The organism is Ferrimonas futtsuensis DSM 18154 (genome assembly GCF_000422645.1).
Taxonomy (GTDB): Bacteria; Pseudomonadota; Gammaproteobacteria; order Enterobacterales; family Shewanellaceae; genus Ferrimonas; species Ferrimonas futtsuensis.
On the sequence record NZ_KE383896.1, the window covers coordinates 215,336 to 238,047 of the forward strand.

At 60.1% G+C, this 22,712-nt stretch carries 18 protein-coding genes; 13 read left to right on the plus strand and 5 right to left on the minus strand.

Annotated elements, in window-relative coordinates:
• Positions 1 to 333: 333 nt before the first annotated feature.
• Positions 334 to 1,323: an FAD-binding oxidoreductase gene (locus G505_RS0118655; protein WP_028110911.1), complete on the minus strand. Its 990-nt coding sequence runs from the start codon at positions 1,321 to 1,323 to the stop codon at positions 334 to 336.
• 63 nt (positions 1,324 to 1,386) lie between these two features.
• Complete coding sequence (hcp, locus tag G505_RS0118660) at positions 1,387 to 3,048, minus strand: hydroxylamine reductase (protein ID WP_028110912.1); 1,662 nt, start codon at positions 3,046 to 3,048, stop codon at positions 1,387 to 1,389.
• 248 nt (positions 3,049 to 3,296) lie between these two features.
• On the opposite strand from hcp, the gene G505_RS0118665 reads away from it, so the two are divergent.
• The 11 genes from G505_RS0118665 to G505_RS0118715 all read left to right on the plus strand — a co-directional run bounded on the left by G505_RS0118665 (position 3,297) and on the right by G505_RS0118715 (position 16,795).
• Positions 3,297 to 5,090 carry a M14 family metallopeptidase gene (locus G505_RS0118665; RefSeq protein ID WP_035385549.1) on the plus strand — a complete coding sequence of 598 codons (1,794 nt, stop codon included), beginning with the start codon at positions 3,297 to 3,299 and terminating at the stop codon, positions 5,088 to 5,090.
• A 451-nt stretch (positions 5,091 to 5,541) separates the two neighbouring features.
• Positions 5,542 to 6,681 carry a hydrogenase small subunit gene (locus G505_RS0118670; RefSeq protein WP_028110914.1) on the plus strand — a complete coding sequence of 380 codons (1,140 nt, stop codon included), beginning with the start codon at positions 5,542 to 5,544 and terminating at the stop codon, positions 6,679 to 6,681.
• Positions 6,681 to 8,384: a nickel-dependent hydrogenase large subunit gene (locus G505_RS0118675; RefSeq protein WP_028110915.1), complete on the plus strand. Its 1,704-nt coding sequence runs from the start codon at positions 6,681 to 6,683 to the stop codon at positions 8,382 to 8,384. The genes G505_RS0118670 and G505_RS0118675 overlap by 1 nt, the downstream gene beginning before the upstream one ends.
• A gap of 9 nt (positions 8,385 to 8,393) precedes the next feature.
• Positions 8,394 to 9,065, plus strand: coding sequence for a Ni/Fe-hydrogenase, b-type cytochrome subunit (gene cybH, locus G505_RS0118680; RefSeq protein WP_028110916.1), 672 nt, complete (start codon positions 8,394 to 8,396; stop codon positions 9,063 to 9,065).
• A gap of 5 nt (positions 9,066 to 9,070) precedes the next feature.
• Positions 9,071 to 9,607, plus strand: coding sequence for a HyaD/HybD family hydrogenase maturation endopeptidase (locus tag G505_RS0118685; RefSeq protein WP_028110917.1), 537 nt, complete (start codon positions 9,071 to 9,073; stop codon positions 9,605 to 9,607).
• Between the two features lie 11 nt (positions 9,608 to 9,618).
• Positions 9,619 to 11,295, plus strand: coding sequence for a hypothetical protein (locus G505_RS0118690; RefSeq protein WP_028110918.1), 1,677 nt, complete (start codon positions 9,619 to 9,621; stop codon positions 11,293 to 11,295).
• Entirely contained in the window at positions 11,292 to 13,568 is a 2,277-nt protein-coding gene (gene hypF / locus G505_RS22010; RefSeq protein ID WP_035385550.1) for a carbamoyltransferase HypF, read from the plus strand. The genes G505_RS0118690 and hypF overlap by 4 nt, the downstream gene beginning before the upstream one ends.
• Positions 13,569 to 13,717: 149 nt before the next feature.
• Complete coding sequence (locus G505_RS0118700) at positions 13,718 to 13,960, plus strand: HypC/HybG/HupF family hydrogenase formation chaperone (protein WP_028110919.1); 243 nt, start codon at positions 13,718 to 13,720, stop codon at positions 13,958 to 13,960.
• Positions 13,953 to 15,080: a hydrogenase formation protein HypD gene (gene hypD / locus G505_RS0118705; RefSeq protein WP_028110920.1), complete on the plus strand. Its 1,128-nt coding sequence runs from the start codon at positions 13,953 to 13,955 to the stop codon at positions 15,078 to 15,080. The genes G505_RS0118700 and hypD overlap by 8 nt, the downstream gene beginning before the upstream one ends.
• Positions 15,077 to 16,084, plus strand: a complete 1,008-nt coding sequence (gene hypE / locus G505_RS0118710) for a hydrogenase expression/formation protein HypE (protein ID WP_028110921.1) — start codon at positions 15,077 to 15,079, stop codon at positions 16,082 to 16,084. The genes hypD and hypE overlap by 4 nt, the downstream gene beginning before the upstream one ends.
• A gap of 117 nt (positions 16,085 to 16,201) precedes the next feature.
• The gene (locus G505_RS0118715) at positions 16,202 to 16,795 is read left to right on the plus strand and encodes a PhnA domain-containing protein (RefSeq protein WP_028110922.1); all 594 of its coding nucleotides are present in this window, start codon (positions 16,202 to 16,204) and stop codon (positions 16,793 to 16,795) included.
• A 64-nt stretch (positions 16,796 to 16,859) separates the two neighbouring features.
• On the opposite strand, the gene guaA is transcribed toward G505_RS0118715, so the two are convergent.
• The gene (gene guaA / locus G505_RS0118720; RefSeq protein ID WP_028110923.1) at positions 16,860 to 18,434 is read right to left on the minus strand and encodes a glutamine-hydrolyzing GMP synthase; all 1,575 of its coding nucleotides are present in this window, start codon (positions 18,432 to 18,434) and stop codon (positions 16,860 to 16,862) included.
• A gap of 125 nt (positions 18,435 to 18,559) precedes the next feature.
• A complete protein-coding gene (guaB, locus tag G505_RS0118725; RefSeq protein ID WP_028110924.1) occupies positions 18,560 to 20,023 on the minus strand; it encodes an IMP dehydrogenase in 1,464 nt (487 codons plus the stop codon).
• A gap of 130 nt (positions 20,024 to 20,153) precedes the next feature.
• On the opposite strand from guaB, the gene xseA reads away from it, so the two are divergent.
• On the plus strand, positions 20,154 to 21,494 hold the full coding sequence (gene xseA, locus G505_RS0118730; protein ID WP_028110925.1) for an exodeoxyribonuclease VII large subunit: 1,341 nt from the start codon (positions 20,154 to 20,156) through the stop codon (positions 21,492 to 21,494).
• Positions 21,495 to 21,500: 6 nt separating this feature from the next.
• Here xseA and G505_RS22015 read toward each other — a convergent pair whose 3' ends face one another.
• A complete protein-coding gene (locus G505_RS22015) occupies positions 21,501 to 21,971 on the minus strand; it encodes a hypothetical protein (RefSeq protein WP_157509286.1) in 471 nt (156 codons plus the stop codon).
• A gap of 192 nt (positions 21,972 to 22,163) precedes the next feature.
• Between G505_RS22015 and G505_RS0118740 the strand changes: the two genes are divergently transcribed.
• Positions 22,164 to 22,622, plus strand: a complete 459-nt coding sequence (locus G505_RS0118740; protein WP_028110926.1) for a DUF4402 domain-containing protein — start codon at positions 22,164 to 22,166, stop codon at positions 22,620 to 22,622.
• Positions 22,623 to 22,712: the final 90 nt, after the last annotated feature.

Here is a 22,712-nt window from a genome sequence, read left to right on the forward strand (position 1 = left end):
GCTCGCAACCCGGCATCGACCATTTTTCGCTCGACAGTGCGATCGCGATCACACAATAATAGCAGATGAACGATTGGATTTACCGAAGCTCATTTGACGCAGATTCTTGTCGGGTCATTTTGTCCCACGGGCGATTCGACAGGCTTTTTTTGCGTGCTTTTAGGTGAGTCCAAAGGGGGCGAAGCCGGCCAAACATCAGCCATTGAGTGCGAAAATTCAGCCCTTCCGGAGCACAAAAAAAGCCTCCACTTGGGAGGCTTGTTGATCAGGTCATGCACAGCACCACTTAAGCGTAGTGAGTGACCGCCTAAACCATCTTGGACTGCGCCGTGACTATGGCAGGGTCACCTGCATGTCACCGGTCACCTTGGAGGTGCAGGCCAGGAAATAGCCCTCCTCCAGTTCCTGTGGCGTCAGTGGTCCCACAGAGGTACGTTCCAGCTTGTCCCCTTCGCCCTTGCACTTGCAACTGCCACAGACACCGGCACGACAGGCGGCAAAGATCGGCAGACCGACCGCCTCCAGAGCCTCCAGAACCGTCTGGGAGCCGTCGATGCTTACGGCCTTGTCGGCCACAGTCAACGTGTGCCCAGCGCCCTCTGAGGCCGATTCAGGCCCGTTGTCGCCGGATATCGGGGCAAAGGCCTCATGAAAGACCTTGCTGGCGTCCACACCCAGGGCATCAAACCACTCATGCGCCGCTTCCATATAGCCTTGGGGCCCACACATCAGGATGGTGCGATCCCGGATGTCGGTGGCCAGGGACAGCAGCATACGAGCGTCCAGCATGCCGTTATGCTGGCCGGACTCCGCACCCTGGGACACCACCCAGCAAAGCTTGAGGTTGGCGTGATCCCGGGCCAGCTGCTCCAGTTGCTCGGGGAAGATACGATCCGCCGGTGTACGGGCACTGTGGACAAAGATGATGTCCGCCTCGGGATCCGCCAGCAGGCGGGCCCTGAGCATGGCGTAAACCGGAGTAATACCGCAGCCGGCGCTGAGCATCAGCAGTTTGCCATCGGCGGCGTGCTGGAAGTGGAACTCTCCTCCTGCCGCCAGGGTGGCAAAGTTGTCCCCCACCTTGGCATTGTCTGCCAGGTGGTTGGACACCAGCCCCCCGCCGACCCGCTTGATGGTCAGGGCATAGCGGCTGTCACCCGGAATGGAGGCCAGGCTGTAGCAACGGCTGTGGCTCTGGCCGTCGATCTCCACCTGCAGAGGCAGAAATTGGCCAGGGATGAAATCGATGGGCTGGTCCGACTCGAACAGGTAGGTGTTCACGTCGTGGGTTTCCGCCCGAATCTCTGTGCAGGTCAGCTGCATCAATACCTCTCCTGTAGGAAGAAAAGGGGAGCCATGCTCCCCTTTTGTCTCTGGTCTTGGGGATTAACCCAGGATGTCGGCCATATCCTGCTCCACTGTGGTGGTCAGGCGCAAGCCGGTCTGCTCATGCAGGTGGTTGATCAGGTTGGGGGTCAGGAAGCCGGGTACGGTCGGACCGACGCGGATATCCTTGATGCCCAGAGCCAGCAGGGTCAGCAGGATGGCAATCGCCTTCTGCTCAAACCAGGACAGAATCAGGGACAGAGGCAGATCGTTGACACCGCACTCGAAGGTCTCGGCCAGAGCCAGAGCCAGCTGAATGGCAGAGTAAGCATCGTTACACTGACCCACATCCAGCAGACGGGGAATGCCGTTGATGTCGCCGAACTCCAGGTCGTTGAACTTGAACTTGCCGCAAGCCAGGGTCAGCAGCAGGGTGTCCTGAGGGGCCGCCTTGGTGAATTCGGTGAAGTAGTTACGCTCCTGCTTGTCGCCGTCACAGCCACCGACCAGGAAGAAGTGACGGATGTTGCCAGCCTTCACCTGCTCAATCACTGCCGGAGCCGCGGCCATCAGGGCGTTGCGGGCAAAACCGGTCATGGTGTAATGAGGGATCTCGTCATACTTGAAACCTTCACACTCCAGCGCCTTCTCGATGACGGCGCTGTAATCGTCACCAGTGTGGTGCACCACGCCCGGCCAGCCCACGATGTTACGGGTAAACAGACGGTCGGCGTAGGAACCCGGGTTGGGATCGATCAGACAGTTGGAGGTCATCACGATGGCACCGGGGAAGTTGGCAAACTCTTTCTGCTGGTTCTGCCAGGCGCTGCCGTAGTTACCGACCAGGTGCGGGTACTTGCCACCCAGCTCGGGGTAGGCCATGGCTGGCAGCATCTCACCGTGGGTGTAGACGTTGATGCCTTTGTCCTTGGTCTGCTCCAGGATGTGTTGCAAGTCGATCAGGTCGTGGCCGGACACCAGAATCGCCTTACCGGCCACCGGCTTCATGTTCACCTTGGTCGGAACCGGATGACCAAAGGCCTCGGTTTCGCCGGCGTCCAGCATCTCCATCACTTTGTAGTTCAGGTGGCCACAGGCCATGGCCAGCTCCAGCAGCTCGTTCAGATCGCTGGGATCTTCACCCAGGCGGGCCATGATGCGGTGGAACTCAGCGTATACCGCTTCATCCTGCTTCTTCAGGATGCGGGCGTGCTCCATGTAAGCCGCCACACCCTTGAGACCATACAGCACCAGCAGGCGCAGGCCGACGATGTCCTCGCCCACGTCGTTCAGACCACGGTTGACCGCGGTGGCTGGTGCCTGGCTCAGCATGGCAACCTTCTCGGCGGAAATCTCAAACTGACCGGCGCCGGCCAGAACCTTGGGTTCAACACCCTGAACGGTGCAGGCAGCTTCATAAGCCGCCTTCAGGCGCGCCTTGGTGTCTATCGCCTTGGCGGTGTACTCGATCAGGCGGCTCTCATCGAAGTTCACGTTAGTCAGGGTAGAAAAGAAAGCCTGGGGAATGTACGCGTCTGCATCGGCATCCACCACACCCACTTCGCGGGCGGCGTTGGCGTAGGCGCTGACGCCCTGCAGCATGTACACCAGCACATCCTGGAGATCGGAGATCTCTGCAGTCTTGCCGCACATGCCCATGGCGTACTGACAACCGTTACCCACTGGGGTCTGCATGGTTTGCTCACATTGAATACAAAACACGGTGGCGCTCCTTTAAAGTTATATCTGTTATGCATGTTTTAGTGGGGCCAGCTTAAAATATCCCCGAAACTCAATAAAGGCATTTTTGATGCAACTTTGCATTGCCTTGACGGGGATCAAATTTATTCCCCTCTATGAGAATTCGAATTTCAGTTTTTTCAGCAATTTCGATTCAGTTGACTTAGAACAACTGAATTCCGATCCTTCCTTTTTAAGTTGACACCCTGACCCGCTCCCCAAGGAAGACCATGAAGCACCTGCTCGCCGCCGCCCTGTTGCCGATGACAGCATTTGGCCACTATCTCAACGATCCCATCCTGCCCCCTCAACAACCCTGGCAAGGGGCCAGTGAACAGCTGCAACTGCCAGCCTCCAACCCTCACGCCACCCCGGGTGAGCGCAGCGGCCTGACCCAGAGTCCGGACTACCGTGAAACGGTTGCCTGGCTCGACGACCTGATTGGCCGCTCCTCCAAACTCAGCAAGGTCAGCCTGGGCACTTCCCCCCAGGGCCGGGAGATCTGGATGGTGGTTGCCGCCGGTGACGGCGCGGCCACGCCGGAGGAACTTAAGGCGAACGGCCACCCCACCCTGCTGGTGCAGGCGGGGATCCACGCCGGAGAGATCGATGGCAAGGAAGCGGGCATGATGCTGCTTCGGGATATGGCCCTGGGAGAAAAAAGCGCCCTGCTCGACGGCGTCAACCTGCTGTTCGTGCCCATTTTCAATGTGGATGGTCATGAGCGGCGCGGCCCCTACAATCGAGTGAACCAGAGGGGCCCCGAGGTGATGGGCTGGAGAACCACCGCCACCAACCTCAACTTAAACCGCGACTACGCCAAGGCGGACGCCCCGGAGATGCAGGCGATGATCTCTGCCCTCAATCGGTGGGATCCCCTCCTCTATATAGATGTGCACGTCACCGACGGCATCGACTATCAATACGACGTCACCTACGGCTACAACCTGGCGGTGGGACACAGCCCCGCCACCCATCAATGGCTGGAGAACAGCTACCGCCCCTCGGTCGATCTCACTTTGAGCCGGGCCGGGCACACCCCGGGGCCTCTGGTGTTCGCCATGGACAACACCAACATGGCCAAGGGGCTGAGCCTGTGGAACCCCTCCCCTCGTTACTCCAACGGCTATGGCGACGTGCGCCACCTGCCCACCATTCTCATCGAGAACCACAGCCTCAAACCCTTCCGTCAGAGGGTGCTGGGGACCTATGTCATGCTGGAGCATACGCTGACGCTGCTGGCGGATAAGGGCGAAGGGCTACGCCAGGCGGTGGCGCAGGACCGGGCCCGCCGCCCGGATCCGGTGATCCTCACCTGGGAGAGCGAACGCCAGCCCCGGGGATGGGACTTCAAGGGGATCGGTTACACCGCAGAAATCAGCGAAGTGAGCGGCGCCCAGGTGATTCGCTGGAACGGCCAACCCAAGCTCTACCCCAATCTGCCGGTCACCGGACGCACCCGCCCCGGAATCCACCGGGCCCGGCCTGCGGCCTACTATATTCCCCCCCAATGGCAGCAGGTGGTGGAGAGGTTGCAGCTGCACGGCATCCACATGAGCCAGCTGTCAGAGCCGGTCACTCAGGCGTTGAGCTCCTACCGCCTGCAACATCAGTTTGCCGAGAAGGACTATGAAGGGCGTCAGCGGGTGTCGGTCACCGCCACCGAACACTTCGGCCGCCACACCCTGCCCAAGGGCACCTGGCGGGTCAGCACGGATCAGCCGTTGGGGGCACTGGCGATCCAGCTGCTGGAACCTGAGGCGCCAGACTCGCTGCTTCAGTGGGGATTGTTCAATCCCATTTTCACCCGTACCGAATATATCGAGGACTACGCCATAGAGCCCATGGCGCAGAAGATGCTCGACAGTGATCCGGCTCTAAAAAAGGTGTTTGCTAAAAAACTGGCTGAAGATCCCAGTTTTGCAAATAACCCTCAGGCCCGGCTCCGCTGGCTTTATGAGAATAGTTCCTATTACGATGCAAAATACCGGCAATACCCGGTATTACGAAAAATGAATCCGTAATACTTAGTGATAAACTTTTTCGAGAGCCAATGATTAATTTTAATTGGCTCTTTTTTCCAGAATTCAAAGGAATAAAAAACGTGAGACTAAAAAAGATTGAGAAATATCAAAAAAGGATAAAAGTCTCCAAAAGTGACCCATAGTGACAGCGGTCACAGACAAAATGTCGCACATATTGATCCGCGAAACAGCCAATTTCAGATGTAGAAAGATACAGCTTGCCCAAGGTCTGCTAACAAATTTCTTTCACTTTCAACCCCAAAAATAAGACAAAAAATATGGTTCAAGCCAAAGTTACCAAAAAACCATGATTTAGATCACGACAACAGGTCGTTAACAGCAAGGGTTGTGGATATATGTCACCAATATTGATCTCGGTCATTATGTCCAACATCGAATTCCATACACTTTCCATGGCAATCCCGTGTACCCAATGCAAGGATTAAAAAATATGGGACAGTACGACGCTTTATTCTCGCGGGGAAAAAAGCGACTTTCCGAGTTGAAAAAGATCAACGCGGTTAAGTCCACTCCGCTGATGCAACGCCTCGAGAGCCAGGGCATCTCCCGTCGGGAGTTCATGACCTGGTCCGCACAGGTAACCGCTATGCTTTCTCTGCCACTCTCCTTCAGCCCCCTGGTGGCCGAAGCGGCAGAGGTCGCCGATCGTGTGCCGCTGATCTGGCTGCACATGGCCGAATGTACCGGTTGTTCCGAATCCCTGATTCGCTGTGACACCCCCTCCATCGACAGTGTCCTCTTCGACCACATCTCTGTGGAATACCATGAGACCCTGATGGCCGCCGCCGGCTGGCAGGCTGAAGAGAACCTGGAGCACGCACTGGAAGCCTACAAAGGCGGCTATGTGCTGGCTGTAGAGGGCGCCATCCCCACCGCCGACAATGGTCACTACCTGACCGTAGGCTGTAAGGGCCACACCGGTACCGAAATCATCCACCACGCAGCCGAAGGCGCCGCCGCCATCGTCTCCGTGGGTACCTGTGCCGCCTTCGGTGGTGTTCAGGCCGCTGCGCCAAACCCAACCGACGCCAAGGGCGTTGACCAGGTTGTTCACAAGCCCGTTGTGAACCTGGGTGGCTGTCCCCCAAGTGAGAAGAACATCGTGGGTACCCTGATGTACTTCGTCATGTTCGGCAAACTGCCTCCAATGGACATGTACGGTCGTCCCAAGTGGGCTTACGGCGCGCGTGTTCACGACAACTGTGAGCGCCGCGGTCGTTTCGACGCCGGTGAGTTCGTCGAGAAGTTCGGTGATGAAGGTGCCAAAGAGGGTTACTGCCTGTACAAGGTTGGTTGTAAGGGTCCTTATACCTACAACAACTGCCCCACCGAGCGCTTTAACCACCACACCAGCTGGCCCGTGCTGGCCGGTCACGGCTGTATCGGTTGTTCCGAGCCCAACTTCTGGGACGCCATGGCCGATTTCGAAAAACCCCTGGGTCGCCGCGATATCCACAGCCTGGATAAGACCGCTGACTTTATCGGCACCGCCATCCTTGGCCTGTCGGTAGTAGGTCTCGGTGCCCACGCCGTCGCCGGTGTGTTTGCCAAAGATGTGGAGGATAAGTGATGAGCAAACGTGTTGTAGTCGATCCAATCACCCGGATTGAAGGTCACCTTCGTGTCGAGGTTGAGGTCGATGAAAATAATGTCATCACCAAAGCCTGGTCCGGCTCCACCCTGTGGCGCGGCATCGAAACCATCCTGAAGGGCCGTAGCCCTATGGATGCGGGTCTGCTGGTTCAGCGTATCTGTGGTGTATGTACCTACTCCCACTACCGCTGCTCCATCGAAGCGGTAGAAGACGCTCTGGACCTGAAGATTCCTGAGAACGCCAAGCTGCTGCGCAGCCTGATGCAGTCCTCCCTGTACATGCATGACCACGTGGTTCATTTCTACCACCTGCATGCCCTGGACTGGGTAGACATCGTCTCCGCTCTGAGCGCCGATCCGGCCAAGGCCGCTCAGGTTGCCATGAAGTACAGCGCCACCCCAATCGCCGCTGGCGAAGGTGAACTGCGCGCCGTACAGGAGCGGGTACAGGGTCTGGTTAACACCGGTAAGCTGGGGCCATTCGCCAACGCTTACTGGGGCAACGGCACCTACAAGTTCTCTCCCGAGCAGAACCTGATCGCCGTATCCCACTACCTGAAGGCCCTGGAAGTTCAGCGTAAAGCTGCCGAGATGCTGGCCATCTTCGGTGGTAAGCAGCCTCACCCACAATCCCTGGTTGTTGGTGGCGTAAGCTGTGTTCGCGACATGCTGTCCCCAGCCCGTCTGCAAGAGTGGAAGCAGAAGCACGCCGAAGTGAACGACTTCATCAACCGTGCCTACCTGCCTGACGTACTGATGGCTGCCGAAGCCTACAAAGAAGAGCCCTCCGTACTGGGTGGCGTGGGCGTGAAGAACTTCATGGCCGCCGAAGACTTCTACCTGGGCAACGGCGAGTACCTGTTCCAGCAGGGCGTGATCATGAATGGCGACCTGGCCAATGTTCAGGACGTTGATCTGACCCTGATCGAAGAGGACGTGACTCACTCCTGGTACCAGGACGGCGCGGCCCGTCACCCCTATGATGGTGTGACCGAGCCTAACTACACCGGCCTGATCGAGCGTGACACCGTTTACGGTAAGCTGCCGACCTTCGACAACGAAGGCAAGTACTCCTGGGTTAAGTCTCCTCGTTACGCTGGTGAGCCCATCGAAGTGGGTCCCCTGTCCAGCCTGCTGGTCGCCTACGCCCGCGGAAACAAGCAGGTGGTTGGCGCCGTTAACGGTCTGCTGGAAGCCACTGGCCTGCCTGTTGAAGCTCTGTTCACCACTCTGGGCCGTACCGCGTCCCGTCTGGTACAGACCATGCTGGTTGCCGAGAACAGCCTGAAGACCTTCGATGCCCTGGTGAACAACATCCTTGTTGATGAGTCCACCTACATCGAGCCGGTTATCGATCCCAACAAAGAGTACAAGGGTGTGGGTGTGATTGAAGCACCTCGCGGCCTGCTCAGCCACTGGATCCGCATCAAGGGTGGCAAGATCGAGAACTACCAAGCCGTGGTACCCACCACCTGGAACTCCGGTCCTGTGGACGCCAACGGCAAGGTTGGTCCTTTCGAGGAATCCCTGGTTGGCATGAAGCTGGAAGATCCTACCAAGCCTCTGGAGATCATCCGCGTCATCCACTCCTTCGACCCCTGTATGGCCTGTGCCGTACACGTGATGGATTACAAAGGCCAGGATCTGGGGCAGTTCCAAGTAGCACCCAACGCCTGCTAAGGAGGAGCTATGTCTAACAAGGTTCCACATTCAAGAGATTACATCTTCACGCCGGTGATCCGTATCTGCCATTGGCTGCGTGCGCTCTCCATCGTGTTGCTGGTAATCTCCGGGTTCTACATCTCCTGGCCCTTTTTGGTCCAGTACGGTGGACCCGACAACCTGATGCAAGGCTGGGTGCGCTTCGGCCACCTGGTTGCAGGTTTCCTGCTTGTGGCGATCACCATCATTCGCGCCTATCTTTACTTCTTCAGTAAGAGTGATATTGAGCGGCGTTCATTCCGTGATGTGATCAGTCCCAAGAAATGGATTGAGAACCTGATGGCCTACGGTTACATGGGCAACATGCACAAGTCCGGTGTCTACGGACCGCTGCAGTACATGACCTACTTCGCACTGACCATGGTTATCGTGGTGATGTGTGTTACCGGTCTGATCCTGCACGCCCATGTGTATCACGAAGGACTGGGGGGTGCCTTTATGCCCATCGCCGAAGCCCTGATTCCGATGTTCGGAACCCTGGCCTTTGTGCGAGAGCTGCACCACTTCCTGACCTGGGTATTTGTCATCTTCATGGTTATCCATGTATACATGGCTGTGTTCAGTGGCATCCGCTTTAAGCACAACTCTGTGGATTCCATTGTGTCCGGTTATGACTACCACCCAATGAAGCACAAGTAATCGATATGCCAGAAAAAATCCTCATTCTGGGGATTGGCAATGTACTGTACGCCGATGAAGGCATCGGCGTACATTTTGCCAACTACTTCCAGAAAGCGTACAAATTCGAGGGGCAACCTCAGTTGGAATTCATGGACGGCGGCACTCTGGCCAACGCATTGATTCCTCTGATTGCCCCTTATGACCATCTGGTGGTGGTCGACACCATCAACTCCGCGAACGCCAACTTCGGCGACGTCTTCTTTTTCAATTTTGACCGGGCCCCCGCCGAGGTGGACTGGCAAGGCAGCGCCCACGAAGTGGAGATGCTGCAAACCCTGAACATGATGGACATGGTGGGCGATCGGCCCGAGACCTATGTCCTGGGTGTGGTACCCACTGTCCTGGAATCCATGAGCTTTGAGCTCACCGACCAGGTCAAAGGCGCCGTGCCTACCATGGAGAAAGCCCTGGTTGGTCATCTGGAGACCCTGGGGATCCGCGCCACCAAGGTGAAGGATCTCGACATCCAGGCCCTGGCCCACCAATCCTGCGACACCTAAGGACCCCAGCCATGAAGCTGAAGTTTAACTTCCACTGCGACCGTCCGGTCCCCTACTACGCTCATCGCTGCAACCAGCTGCTGACCCACCCCCAGGTACTCACCACAGGCAAAACCGACAACACCTACTTCTTCATCGCCGAAGGCGATCAGGAGCAACTGTCGGAGCTGGCTGAACAGGTGGGTCAGGAGTGGTCTCTCTCCTGCTGGCTGGAGCGCAGTGAACTGCTCCCTGTTGAGGAGCTCGAGGGTGACGAACACGCCCTGGCCCATGGTCCGGTTCACAACCCCTACTGTGGCTATTGCCGTGATCACCTGCAGACCTGCCACCACTGTGGCAGCGAGGCTCAGCCCAGCCTGGACAGCGACCAGTTGCAGCAGGCCGTAGACACCTTCCTGGCAAAAGGTCAGTGCACCCTGGCCACCGGCAGTGGCCTGCGCCGCTTCCGCCGCCTCGGCAACATCCAGCCCAAACAGCTGATGTTCTGTCGTGCCGAAGCCCTGAACACCGCCCTGCACCTCTCCAATCAGGGCGTGCGCCTGCTGAGCAGCCTGGAAAAGCCCATGCTGCAGCTGCTGCCCAAGGCGGAGTTTGCCAAGGCCAACACCCTGGCGCACATCACCTACCTGTGCCACCTGGCCGACGACAGGATCTCTCTGCGACTGGCTCAGAAGCTGGCCGACGCCGGTGTGGAGCTGGTGGCCGTCGAGGAGGTGGAGCCAGCCCCCAAACTGGTGCTCACCTTCCTGGAGGAGAAGCCCCTGGCCCTGAGCCACCGCACCCAGCCGGGCGACATCGCCTGCCCTGAAGCCCCCCTGTGGGACGACGCGGTGATCGGTGGCTATCGCGCCGAAGTGAACGACGGCAAACTGCTCCTGAGCGAAGATGGTCGTCAGAACATCAATGATCGCTGGGCCGCCGCCTGTGCCCATCACGGCGCCACCCTGTTTGCCCCCAGGGGCAGCACCACGGCCACCCTCTACCTCAGTGGCAACCGCCCCTCAGGCCTGATCCATCAGGATGACCAGGGCGAGTACCAGTGGCTGGTGAAACTGCCTGAGAAGTGGATTGCACCGAATCAGATCCTCAACGCCATCGCCGAAAGCGCCGAGACCGGCGAACGTCTGGTCGCCCGCTTCCGCGAGCTCCACCCAGAGCGTGCCGCCACCCTGGACGCCATGAGCGACACCCCCATCAGCGGCAACCTGTCCAGCGTGATGGCCCTGATTGCCTGGCTGCTGCAGGTGGCCGAACCCGGTGACGATCGCCTGACCGCCGCCCGCAAGTTCACCGCCCTGGCCCTGGGCCACGACGGCAAGAACAGCCCCCGCATCGACTTCAAGCTCAAGCGCGACGACGATGAGGTGCTGACGGTGCAGCCCCACAAGGCACTGCAAGCCGCCCTGAGCTACGCCATGGCGGATGAGAACAGCATCCAGGCCACCTGCTACGGCCTGGTGGACTCCTTCGCCGACTTCGTTGCCAACTGGGTGGAACAGCTGGACGCGGATGTGGGCATCGATCAGTTGGCCCTGGCCGGGGATGAGTTTGCTTCTCCGGCGCTGATGGACCGCATCCATCGCCGCCTGGGCAACAACTTCCACCTGATGTGGCCCGAAGCGCTGGACTTTGACGGCTCCAACCTGGCGGCCGGTGGTCTGTTCCTCAAGCGCAGGAAGCGTGCATGAGTCTGAGGCGCCAGCACTACCAGATCCTTGGTACGGTACAAGGGGTCGGTTTCCGGCCCTTTGTCTACCGCCACGCCACAGAAAATGCTCTGACCGGCAATGTCCTCAATGACGCCAACGGCGTTGCCATCGAGGTGCAGGGCACTGCGGCCCAGCTGGCCGCGTTTGAAGACGCCATGCGCCACCAACTCCCGCCTCTGGCCAAGGTCGATCACCTGTCCCTCGAGGATCATCCGATCAACCCGGATGAGGCGGAGTTCATTATTCTGGAAAGCAGCGGCAAGCAAGATGCCCAGGTGGCCCTGGCCACCGATAAGGCCAGTTGCGACGACTGTCTCAACGACATCCGCGACCCGAACAGCCGCTACTTCAACTACCCCTTCACCAACTGCACCAATTGCGGTCCCAGGTACACCATCATCCGCGACCTGCCCTACGACAGGCCCAACACGGCCATGGCAGGCTTTAAGATGTGCCCCGAGTGTGCCAAGGAGTACAAGGACCCCCTCAATCGTCGCTACCACGCTCAGCCGGTGAGCTGTCCCCACTGTGGGCCTCAGCTGACCTGGCGCAAGGCCAGTGGTCAGCCATTGACGGTCACCGATCCCCTGGCGCACTGCTGCAGCCAGTTGGCCAAAGGCAAGATCATTGCCATCAAGGGACTGGGAGGCTATCACCTGATGTGCGACGCCACCAGTGACCTGGCGGTAGACACATTGCGGCGACGCAAACGGCGCCCCGCCAAACCCCTGGCGGTGATGGTCAAAGACCGCGCCACCGCCGAGACCCTGGTCAAGGGCACCCGCGAGGAGTGGGACACCCTCTGCTCCCAGGAGCGCCCCATTACCCTGATGCGCACCCTGGGCAACAACACGTTGGCCCCGTCGGTGGCGCCGGGCATTGATCGCCTGGGACTGTTCCTGCCCTACACCCCCATCCATCAGCTGCTGCTCGAGCGGCTGGATCGGCCCCTGGTGGCCACCAGTGCCAACCTCTCCGGCGAGCCGGTGATCACCGAGCTGAGTCAGTTGGTGGACAAACTGGGCCACGTGGTGGATGGCATCCTGGATCACGACCGACCCATTCTCAACGCCTGCGACGACTCCGTGGTTCAGGTGGTTGGCGGGCAGACCCAGTGGTGGCGCCTGGCCCGCGGGGTGGCGCCACAGACCGAACGGCTGGACACCGAAGCTCAGTGTACCACCCTGGCAGTAGGCGCCCAGCAGAAGAACCGCCTGGCCCTGGCCTTCGGCCAGCGAGCGATCACCAGCCCCCACATCGGCGACCTGGATAACCTGGCCACCGAGGGCTATTTCGAGCACACCCTGGCCCAGTTGCAGCGCATCTATGACCTCAAGGTGGAGCGACTGGTCACCGACCTGCACCCCGGCTATGGCTCCAGCCAGTGGGCCCAGAATCTGGCCCAGCGCCAGGAACTGCCCCTGCTGCAGGTGCAGCACCACCACGCCCACATTCTGGCGGTGATGGCAGAGCACAAACGCACCGACAAGGTCCTGGGTTTTGCTTTCGACGGCACCGGCCTGGGCGACGACGGGCAGATGTGGGGTGGCGAGGTGATGCTGGCAGACACTCAGGGCTACACCCGGTTGCACTACGTCAAACCCTTCCGCCTGATCGGCGGGGAACAGGCGATCAAGTATCCGGTGCGGGTGGCCCTCTCCCTGATGTTCCAGCACTACTCCCTGGAGGAGGTGCAGGCCAGCGGCTGGCCTCAGAAGTTCGGCATCAAGGATATGGCCCTGAAGAATATGCACCTGATGTGGCAGCGGGGAATCAATGCCCCCTACTCCAGCTCCATGGGTCGGTTGTTCGACGCCGTGGCCTGCTTCCTGCAGCTGTGCCGCGAGACCGACTTTGACGGTCAGGCCGGAATGCTGCTGGAAGCGGCTGCCGAGCAATGCCAGGACAGCGAGGTCAACCTGCTGAGCCTGCCCGCCAGCATCGGCCCCATTATCGATACCGCCCCTCTGGTGCATCAGATGATGACCCTGGGACACAGCAAGCTGGACACCGCCACCTGGGCCCGAGCCTTCATCAACGCCGTCGCCCAGATGATGGTCAGCCTGATGGAACGCTACCCGGACTACCCCCTGGTGCTCAGTGGCGGGGTGATGATGAACCGCTGCCTGCTGGAGCGGCTGCAGGCGATCATGGGCGAACACCAGACTCGCTGGCTCTGGCCAGAGCGCACCGCCGTCAATGACGGCAGCATCGCTCAGGGTCAGCTTTGGTATGCGCTAAACCAGGAGTAACTTCCCCGGAGGGCCGGTTTCGGCCCTCCGACTACCCAAAACTACGACACCCACCACAGGTTAAATGCCACTAACATGACCCAGGTCACGAAAGTCATGGGGGTGTTGTCGAATAATGTTCGAAATGTAAACAAGGGACCAATCAGACCATGTGTTTATCCATCCCCTCTCAGGTGGTAGAACTGCACCCTGAAGACACCACCGCCACCGTCGATACCATGGGCGTGACCCGCCGGGTGAGTACCCACCTGATCAGCGAGCCCCTGAACGTGGGCGACTACGTGCTGATCCACGTCGGCTTCGCCATGAACAAGATCGACGAAGAAGCGGCCAAGGAGAGCCTCGAGCTCTACAAAGAGATTGTCGAAAAGATGGAGGCGGAAAATGTCTGATCTGGCCCTGAAGGATCTCTATCAGGGATTTCGGGATCCGGAGACCATCAAGGCGCTGCTGAAGCAGATCGCCGACAAGGCCCCCGGCCTGAAAGAGCCCCTGAGGATCATGGAGGTGTGCGGCGGTCACACCCACAGCATCATGAAATACGGCATTCACCAGGCGCTGCCAGAGAACATTGAGTTTATCCACGGCCCCGGCTGCCCGGTGTGCGTCATGCCCAAAGAGCGCATCGATCAGGCCATTGCCCTGGCCCAGATGCCCGACGTCATCCTGGCCACTCTGGGCGACATGATCCGGGTACCTGGCTCCAAGTCCACCCTGGCCCAGGCCCGTGCCCAGGGCGCCGATGTGCGCCCCCTGTACGACCCCATGGACGCGGTGAAACTGGCCCAGGAGAACCCGGATAAGACGGTGATCTACTTCGCCATTGGCTTCGAGACCACCACTCCCATGACCGCAGTAGTGGTGCAGATGGCTGACCAGTTGGGGTTGCCCAACCTGCTGCTGCACGTTAACCATGTGCTGGTTCCGCCGGCCGTGCACGCAGTAATGGCCGACGGCCAGGCCAAGGTCAACGCCTTTATCGGCCCCTCCCACGTCAGCGTGATCACCGGCGCCAAGATCTACCAGCCCATTGTCGACGCCTACAACACCCCAGTGGTGGTCTCTGGCTTCGAGCCGGTGGACGTGCTGGAGTCGGTACTGATGCTGGTGGAGCAGAAACTGGCGGGCAAGGCGGAGCTGGAGATTCAGTACAGCCGCGCCGTCACCCTGGATGGCAACACCGGCGCCCAGGCCCTGGTGGACAAATACCTGGCGGTGCGCCCCCAGTTCCGCTGGCGTGGTCTGGGCTACATCCCAGACTCCTCCCTGGGACTGTCACCCGACTACCCGCACCTCAACGCCGAGCTCAAGTTCAAGGACCAGTTGCCCAGCGAGGAGCTGGACGACCACAAGGCCTGCATGTGCGGCAACATTCTCAAAGGGCTGGCCAAACCCACCGACTGCAAGGTGTTCGGTCGGGGCTGCACTCCCCAGACCCCCATGGGCAGCTGCATGGTCAGCTCAGAGGGCGCCTGTCACGCCCACTTTAAGTACGGAGAAGTGATTCTATGACCGCCACCGACAACAAACGCCGCATTCAACTGAGCCATGGTGGCGGTGGCGTGGAGATGAACGAGCTGATCCGCAAGTTGTTTTTCAAGTATTTCAGCAATGAAATCCTGATTCGGGACGAAGACGCCGCCCGGCTGGATCTGCAGGGTCCCCTGGCCTTCACCACCGACAGCTTCACCGTCAGTCCCCGCCAGTTCAAGGGAGGCGACCTGGGTAAGATCGCCGTGGCCGGCACGGTCAACGACCTGGCCATGGCCGGCGCCATTCCCCAGTACCTGAGCTGCGGCTTCATCATCGAGGAGGGCCTGACCTTCGCCGAGCTGGAGTCCCTGGTGAAATCCATGTCCGAGGAGCTGGAGAAGAGCGGTGCCCGCATCGTCTGCGGCGACACCAAGGTGGTGCCCAAAGGCGCCGCCGACGGCATCTTTATCAACACTTCAGGTGTGGGCCAATGCATCGCCAACCCCTCATGGAAGAATCTGGAGGTGGGTGACCGCATCCTGGTTTCCCGGGACGTTGGCCGCCATGGCGCCTGCATCCTGGCCAGCCGCGAGGGGATGACCCTGGAGGGGGACCTGGCCTCGGACTGCGCCACCCTGTGGGATGACGTCAAGCGACTGCTGGATGCAGGCATCGAGGTGCGCGCCATGCGAGACGCCACCCGCGGCGGCTTGGCCGCCGTGCTCAACGAGTGGGCCGCCAGCCGCGAACTGGGGATCCAAGTCGAGCAGGAGCAGGTGCCCATCGCCGACGAGGTGCAGGGTCTGTGTGAGCTGTTCGGCTTCGAACCCATGGAACTGGCCAACGAAGGCACCTTCGTTCTCGGCGTTCCCGCAGACCAGGCGGAGCAGGCTCTGGCTCTGTTAAAGCAGGGACAGGAGAGCGCCGCCATCATCGGCACCGTGGTGCAGCAGCACGTGGGCAAGGTGGTCCTCACCTCCCCCTGGGGCAGCCAGCGCTACCTGGAACTGCCCAAAGGGGAGCTGCTGCCGCGCATCTGCTAAGGCCAGCTTTCCGGATTCAAAGGGCGCCGAGGCGCCCTTTTTGCTGTCTGAGTCCCTGACAGAACCACTTTGCCGCTGATATAATTCCGCCTTAACTCTCCTGAAGGACATATCTGAATGAGCATTGAAAACACTCTGATGCAGCGTGGCGACTCCAAGTGCGAGTTGTGTGGTAGTAACGATCAGCTGAGCGTGTATGACGTGCCACCGGTAGAGAAGAGCACCGAAGAGAAAGCGGTGCTGGCCTGTGTTAAGTGCCAGGGCGAACTGCCCGACGACGCCCAGCTGGACGCCAACCACTGGCGCTGCCTCAACGACGCCATGTGGAGCCAGGTGCCCGCAGTACAGGTGGTGGCTTACCGCATGCTGCACCGCCTGACCAAGCAGGGCGAGACCTGGGCCCAGGATCTGCTGGACATGATCTACATGGAAGAGGATGTGAAGGCCTGGGCCGACGCCGGCCTGCCCGAAGAAGCGGATCCCGACGCCATCGTCCACAAGGACAGCAACGGCGACGTGCTGCTGGCCGGTGACACCGTCCACCTGATCAAGGACCTGGTGGTCAAGGGCGGCAACTTTACCGCCAAGCGCGGCACCCCGGTGCGCAACATCGGCCTGACCAACAACCCCGAGCACATCGAGGGCCGGGTCAACGGTCAGCGCATCGTCATCCTCACCCAGTACGTGAAGAAATCCAAGCAGGGCGAGTAATCTCCCGCTTCAACAGACAAAAAAGGCGGCCAATTGGCCGCCTTTTTCAGTCAGGTCGAGGGGATCACTCCCACTCGATGGTGGCCGGCGGCTTACCGGAGATGTCGTACACCACCCGGGAGATGCCGTCGATCTCGTTGATGATGCGGTTGGACACCTTGCCCAGGAAGTCGTAGGGCAGGTGGGCCCAGTGGGCGGTCATGAAGTCGATGGTCTCCACCGCACGCAGGGACACCACCCAGTCGTACTTGCGGCCATCGCCCATCACGCCGACGGAACGCACCGGCAGGAACACGGTGAACGCCTGGGACACCTTGTTGTACAGGTCCGCCTTGTGCAGCTCCTCGATGAAGATGGCGTCAGCACGGCGCAGCAGATCGCAGTACTCCTTCTTCACCTCGCCCAGCACCCGCACACCCAGACCCGGACCCGGGAAGGGGTGACGGTAGAGCATGTTGTAGGGCAGGCCCAGCTCCAGGCCAATCTTACGCACCTCATCCTTGAACAGCTCGGTCAGGGGTTCCACCAGACCCAGCTCCATGTCCTCGGGCAGGCCGCCCACGTTGTGGTGGGACTTGATCACATGGGCCTTGCCGGTGGCGGCGCCGGCGGACTCGATGACGTCAGGGTAGATGGTGCCCTGGGCCAGCCACTTCACGCCCTGGATCTTGGCCGCTTCCTCGTCGAACAGCTCCACAAAGGTGTGGCCGATGATCTTACGCTTGGCTTCGGGATCCGCTTCCCCCTTGAGGGCGTCCAGGAAACGCTGCTCGGCGTCGACGCGGACGATGTTCAGGCCGAAGTGGTCGCCAAACATCTCCATCACCTGGTCACCTTCGTCCAGACGCAGCAGGCCGTTGTCGACGAACACACAGGTCAGCTGTTCGCCGATGGCACGGTGCAGCAGCATGGCCACCACCGAGGAGTCCACGCCGCCAGACAAGCCCAGGATCACCTTGTCAGTGCCCACCTTCTCCTTGATGCGCTCGATGGCGTCGTCGATGATGGCGGCGGAGGTCCACTTGGCCTCACAGCCACAGATGTTCAGCACGAAGTGCTCCAGCATCCGCTTGCCCTGCTTGGAGTGGGTCACCTCGGGGTGGAACTGCACGCCGTAGAAGTGACGGGACTCGTCGGCCATGGCCGCGTAGGGGCAGGTCTCGGTCTCGGCCACCTTGGTGAAGCCTTCGGGGATGGCGGTGACCTTGTCACCGTGGCTCATCCACACATCCAGCAGCGCCTTGCCGTCGTGGTCGATGGCGTCTTCGATGTTCTCAAACAGCTGGGTGGCTTCCAGGACGGTCACCTGGGCGTAGCCAAACTCACGCTTGTCGGAGCAGGACACCTTGCCGCCCAGTTGCTCGGCCATGGTCTGCATGCCGTAGCAGACGCCCAGCACAGGTACGCCGGCACTGAACACATATTCGGGAGCGCGGGGGGAGTTGTCTGCGGCCACAGACTCGGGGCCGCCGGAGAGAATGATGCCGGTGGGGGCAAATTCGCGAATCTTCTGTTCGGGAACATCCCAGCCCCACAGTTCACAGTAGACGCCGATCTCACGGATGCGGCGGGCGATCAGCTGGGTGTACTGGGAACCAAAATCCAGGATAAGGATACGATGGTCGTGGATGTTGCTCATCTTATTCGGGTCTCATTATTGTGATGGTTGGGTACGAGGGCGAACTCTTGCCCTGCGGCCTATGGGCCTGTCGTTGTTCTTTACCTGGCTAGAAGAAAGGGGGCAGACCTGCCCCCTTTTCAGCCTTAACCCATACGGTAGTTGGGCGCTTCCTTGGTGATGGTCACGTCGTGAACGTGGCTCTCCTTGATGCCGGCGCCGCTGATGCGGACGAACTCGGCCTTGGTGCGCAGCTCTTCGATGGTGCCGCAACCGGTCAGACCCATGCAGGAGCGCAGGCCGCCCAACTGCTGGTGAATGATCTCCTTGAGCTTGCCCTTATAGGGGATGCGGCCTTCGATGCCTTCGGGCACCAGCTTGTCGGCGGCATTGTCGCTCTGGAAGTAGCGGTCGGAGGAGCCCTTGGTCATGGCGCCCAGTGAGCCCATACCACGGTAGGACTTGAAGGCACGACCCTGGTACAGCTCAATTTCGCCCGGGGCCTCTTCGGTGCCGGCAAACAGGGAACCGGCCATGATCAGGCTGGCACCGGCGGCGATCGCCTTGGCGATGTCACCGGAGAAACGGATGCCACCGTCGGCAATCACGGGGATGCCATACTCGTTGGCCACGGACGCGGCTTCGGCCACGGCGGTGATCTGGGGGACACCCACGCCGGTGACGATGCGGGTGGTACAGATGGAGCCTGGGCCGATGCCCACTTTCACCGCATCCACACCGGCCTCAATCAGGGCACGGGCCCCTTCTGCAGTGGCCACGTTGCCGCCGATGATCTGCACATCGGGGAAGGCATCACGGGTAGCGCGGATACGCTGCAGTACCCCTTCGGAGTGACCGTGGGAGGAATCGATCAGCAGGACGTCTACACCGGCTTCCACCAGGGCGGCAACCCGATCTTCATTGCCTCCGCCGGCACCGACGGCGGCACCGACGCGAAGCCGACCCTTGTCATCCTTACAGGCGTTGGGCTTACGCTCGGCTTTCTCGAAATCCTTGACGGTGATCAGGCCGGTGAGGCGGAACTCAGGCGTCACCACCAGTACCTTTTCGATGCGGTGCTTCTGCATCATCTGCTGAGCCTGCTCCAGGGGGGTACCCTCGATCACGGTCACCAGGCGCGTCTTGGGAGTCATCACATCGGCGACCTTCTTGGACAGGTCCTTGACGAAACGAACGTCACGGCCGGTGATGATACCCACCAGCTCATTGCCCTCGGTCACCACCGGGTAGCCGGCGAAGCCGTTCTCTTCGGTGATCTGTTTCAGCTGGGCGATGGTCAGTTCGGGGGTGACGGTGACGGGGTCAGCTACGATGCCGGCCTCGTACTTCTTCACCATGCGAACCTGGGCCGCCTGCTGCTCGATGCTCATATTCTTGTGGATAAAGCCGATGCCACCTTCCTGAGCCATGGCGATCGCCAGACGGCCTTCGGTCACGGTGTCCATGGCGGCAGTCACCATAGGAATATTCAGCTTGATGGTTTTGGTCAGTTGGGTGCCAAGCTCTGCGGTGTTCGGAAGAACAGTGGAGTGGGCAGGGACGAGCAATACGTCGTCAAAGGTAAGCGCTTCTTGTTTAATTCTTAGCATGGCAACATTTCACCGGTAGGGTTTATGGGTGTAGTAAAATATTGCCGGGGAATTATAGGGATCCGGGCTTGCCACTTCAATCATTTCTTGTTACTAATTTCAGATCATTTCATGAACCCCGGTTCTCCCCTTGTCAAATCAGGTCCTTACCGTCTCCGCCCTCAACCGTCAGCTTAAGGCCACCTTGGAGCAGCAATGGGGACGAGTCTGGCTCACCGGCGAGATCTCCAACCTGGCCACCCCCTCCTCCGGCCACTGGTATTTCACCCTGAAAGATGAGCGCAGCCAGCTGCGCTGCGCCATGTTCCGCGGCCGCAACACCAGGGTGACCTTCCGGCCCAGGGACGGCATGCAGGTGCTGGTGCGGGCCCAGGTGACCCTGTATGAGCCCAGGGGCGACATGCAGCTGCTGGTGGACAGCATGCAGCCGGCGGGAGACGGATTGCTGAAACAGCAGTTCGAAGAACTGAAGATGCGACTGGCCGCCGAGGGCCTGTTTGCCTCCACCGTCAAGCAGCCCCTGCCGGATCCCATCGGCACGCTGGGAATCATCACCAGCCCCAGCGGCGCAGCCATCCACGATGTGCTGTCGGTACTCAAGCGGCGCAACCCGGCCCTCAAGGTGATCCTCTATCCTACCCAGGTCCAGGGCCGTGAGGCGATCCCCAGTCTGTGTCGCGCCATTGAGGTGGCCAATGAGCGGGATGAGGTGGACTGTCTGCTGTTGACCCGCGGCGGCGGCTCGCTGGAAGATCTCTGGTGCTTCAACGAAGAGGCGGTAGCCAGGGCAGTATTCGCCTCAAGGCTGCCCGTCGTCTCCGCCGTGGGGCACGAGGTGGATGTCACCATCTCCGATTTTGTGGCGGATCTGCGCGCCCCTACCCCCTCGGCAGCCGCGGAGATGCTCTCCGGGGATCAGCGCCATCAGCGTCAGGCGATCGCCAATCTGCAGCATCGACTCAGCCACGCCATCGGCCGAACCCTGCAACAACAGCGCAGCCGCCTCTCCCTGCTGGACTCGCGGCTGGCGGCGGCTCACCCCAGCCGGCAACTGGCCACTCTCAGCCAGCGGCTGGATGAACAGCAGCTCAGGCTGACTCACGCCATGAGCCAGACACTGGCCGGGGACAGCCGACGCCTGGATAACCTGGCCACCCGATTGGAGGCCTGGCAACCCGAGCGTCAGGTTCGCCAGCGCCAGCAGCAACTGACCAGCCTGTCAGACCGGCTGCAGCGCGGCATCAACGCGATGACAGAGCGCAAAAACCAGCAACTGGCTGCCCAGGCCCAGGCCCTCAATGCCATCAGTCCGCTGGCGGTACTGGGACGAGGCTATGCCATCTTGCAGGATGAGTCCGGCAAGGCGCTCACCGACGCCCGCCAGGTGCAGACAGGGGACAGCCTGAACGCCCGGTTGCACCAGGGTGAGCTCAGCCTCAGGGTGGAAAGCACCACCCCCTCCACTGACTGACGTCTCCTACCTGTCGGTCACCTCCAGCCAGTAGGCGGGCAGCTTGAGTCCGGGCTTGGCCCGCTGGCCTGCCGTGACGGTGGCCCCAATCCAGATCTCCTCCCCCTCCCGGCCCGGGTTTTCCAGGTTGGTCACCGGAAAGCGTTTATAGGTGCGGTCGCGATAGCGCACCTTGAAGCCACGCAGATTGACCTTGGCCTCATTGCCCAGGTTGACGATGTCTATGCTGATGGGCCTTTTGCTGTTGGAGGTGATGCGATACTTGGCCTGATGATAGTAGCTGTCCAGCAGCGCCACATTGGTGGACCCTCCCAGCCCCCCCTTCCAGGTCACCACCACCCGGCTGGCCTTGTGACTGTTCTTGATGGCGGTGGGATAGGTGAGGCTCTGAAGCTCGGTCAGCCACACCCTGGCCTGCGTCTGAAAAGGGAGCAGCAACAGCAGTGGTGCCAGCAATGATTTACATAAGGGTCTCATTTTATTTCTATTATCCGACCAAGTTGCTATGGAATTCGAATCTTAATTTTGTTATCAATTTGATTCAAGATGTTTCAACTTGTTAAGCATCTGCCTTCCACAGGGAGGTGGGGGATAATTATAAGCTCGAGGTCGAGCCCATAACGGAGGGGCTCAGGGGCAATACGCAAAGCACTTTGGGAAAGACCATAAATGAAAAAAATTGCCATTATCTCTGTACTGGCTGCAGGCGTCTCTACCCTGGCCGTGGCCCAGGAATTTACTGCCACCTTCAATCTGATCCAACCTGTCGACATCGCCGAAACCACTCAGCTGGACTTCGGCAACGTTAAGCTGGGCAGCAACATCACCTGCACCCTGGCTCCGGCTGACGGCGCCGCCACCGGTGATGCCTGTCTCAGCAGCAATGGCACCGCCGGTGCGTTCACCATCTCCGGTGACGCCAACCGTACTGTGGCAGTCACCCTCAACAACGGCAGCGGCAGCGGCGTCACCTTCGCCCCGGCAGCCAGCCAGAGTTTCGACTCTGCCGTTGCCCTGGATGATCAAGGAAAACTGACCTTCAACCTCGGCGGCACCCTGACCGTCACCGACACCGCCAGCGCCGGGGCCGGCAGCGTCAACTACACCATCGACGTGGCTTACCAGTAAGCCGTTTCCCCAAACCATAACCATAGCCGCCGGCCCCCCCGAGGATGCACGGCAGACCCACTGCGGGCAGAAGTGGACCTTCTGCCCCGT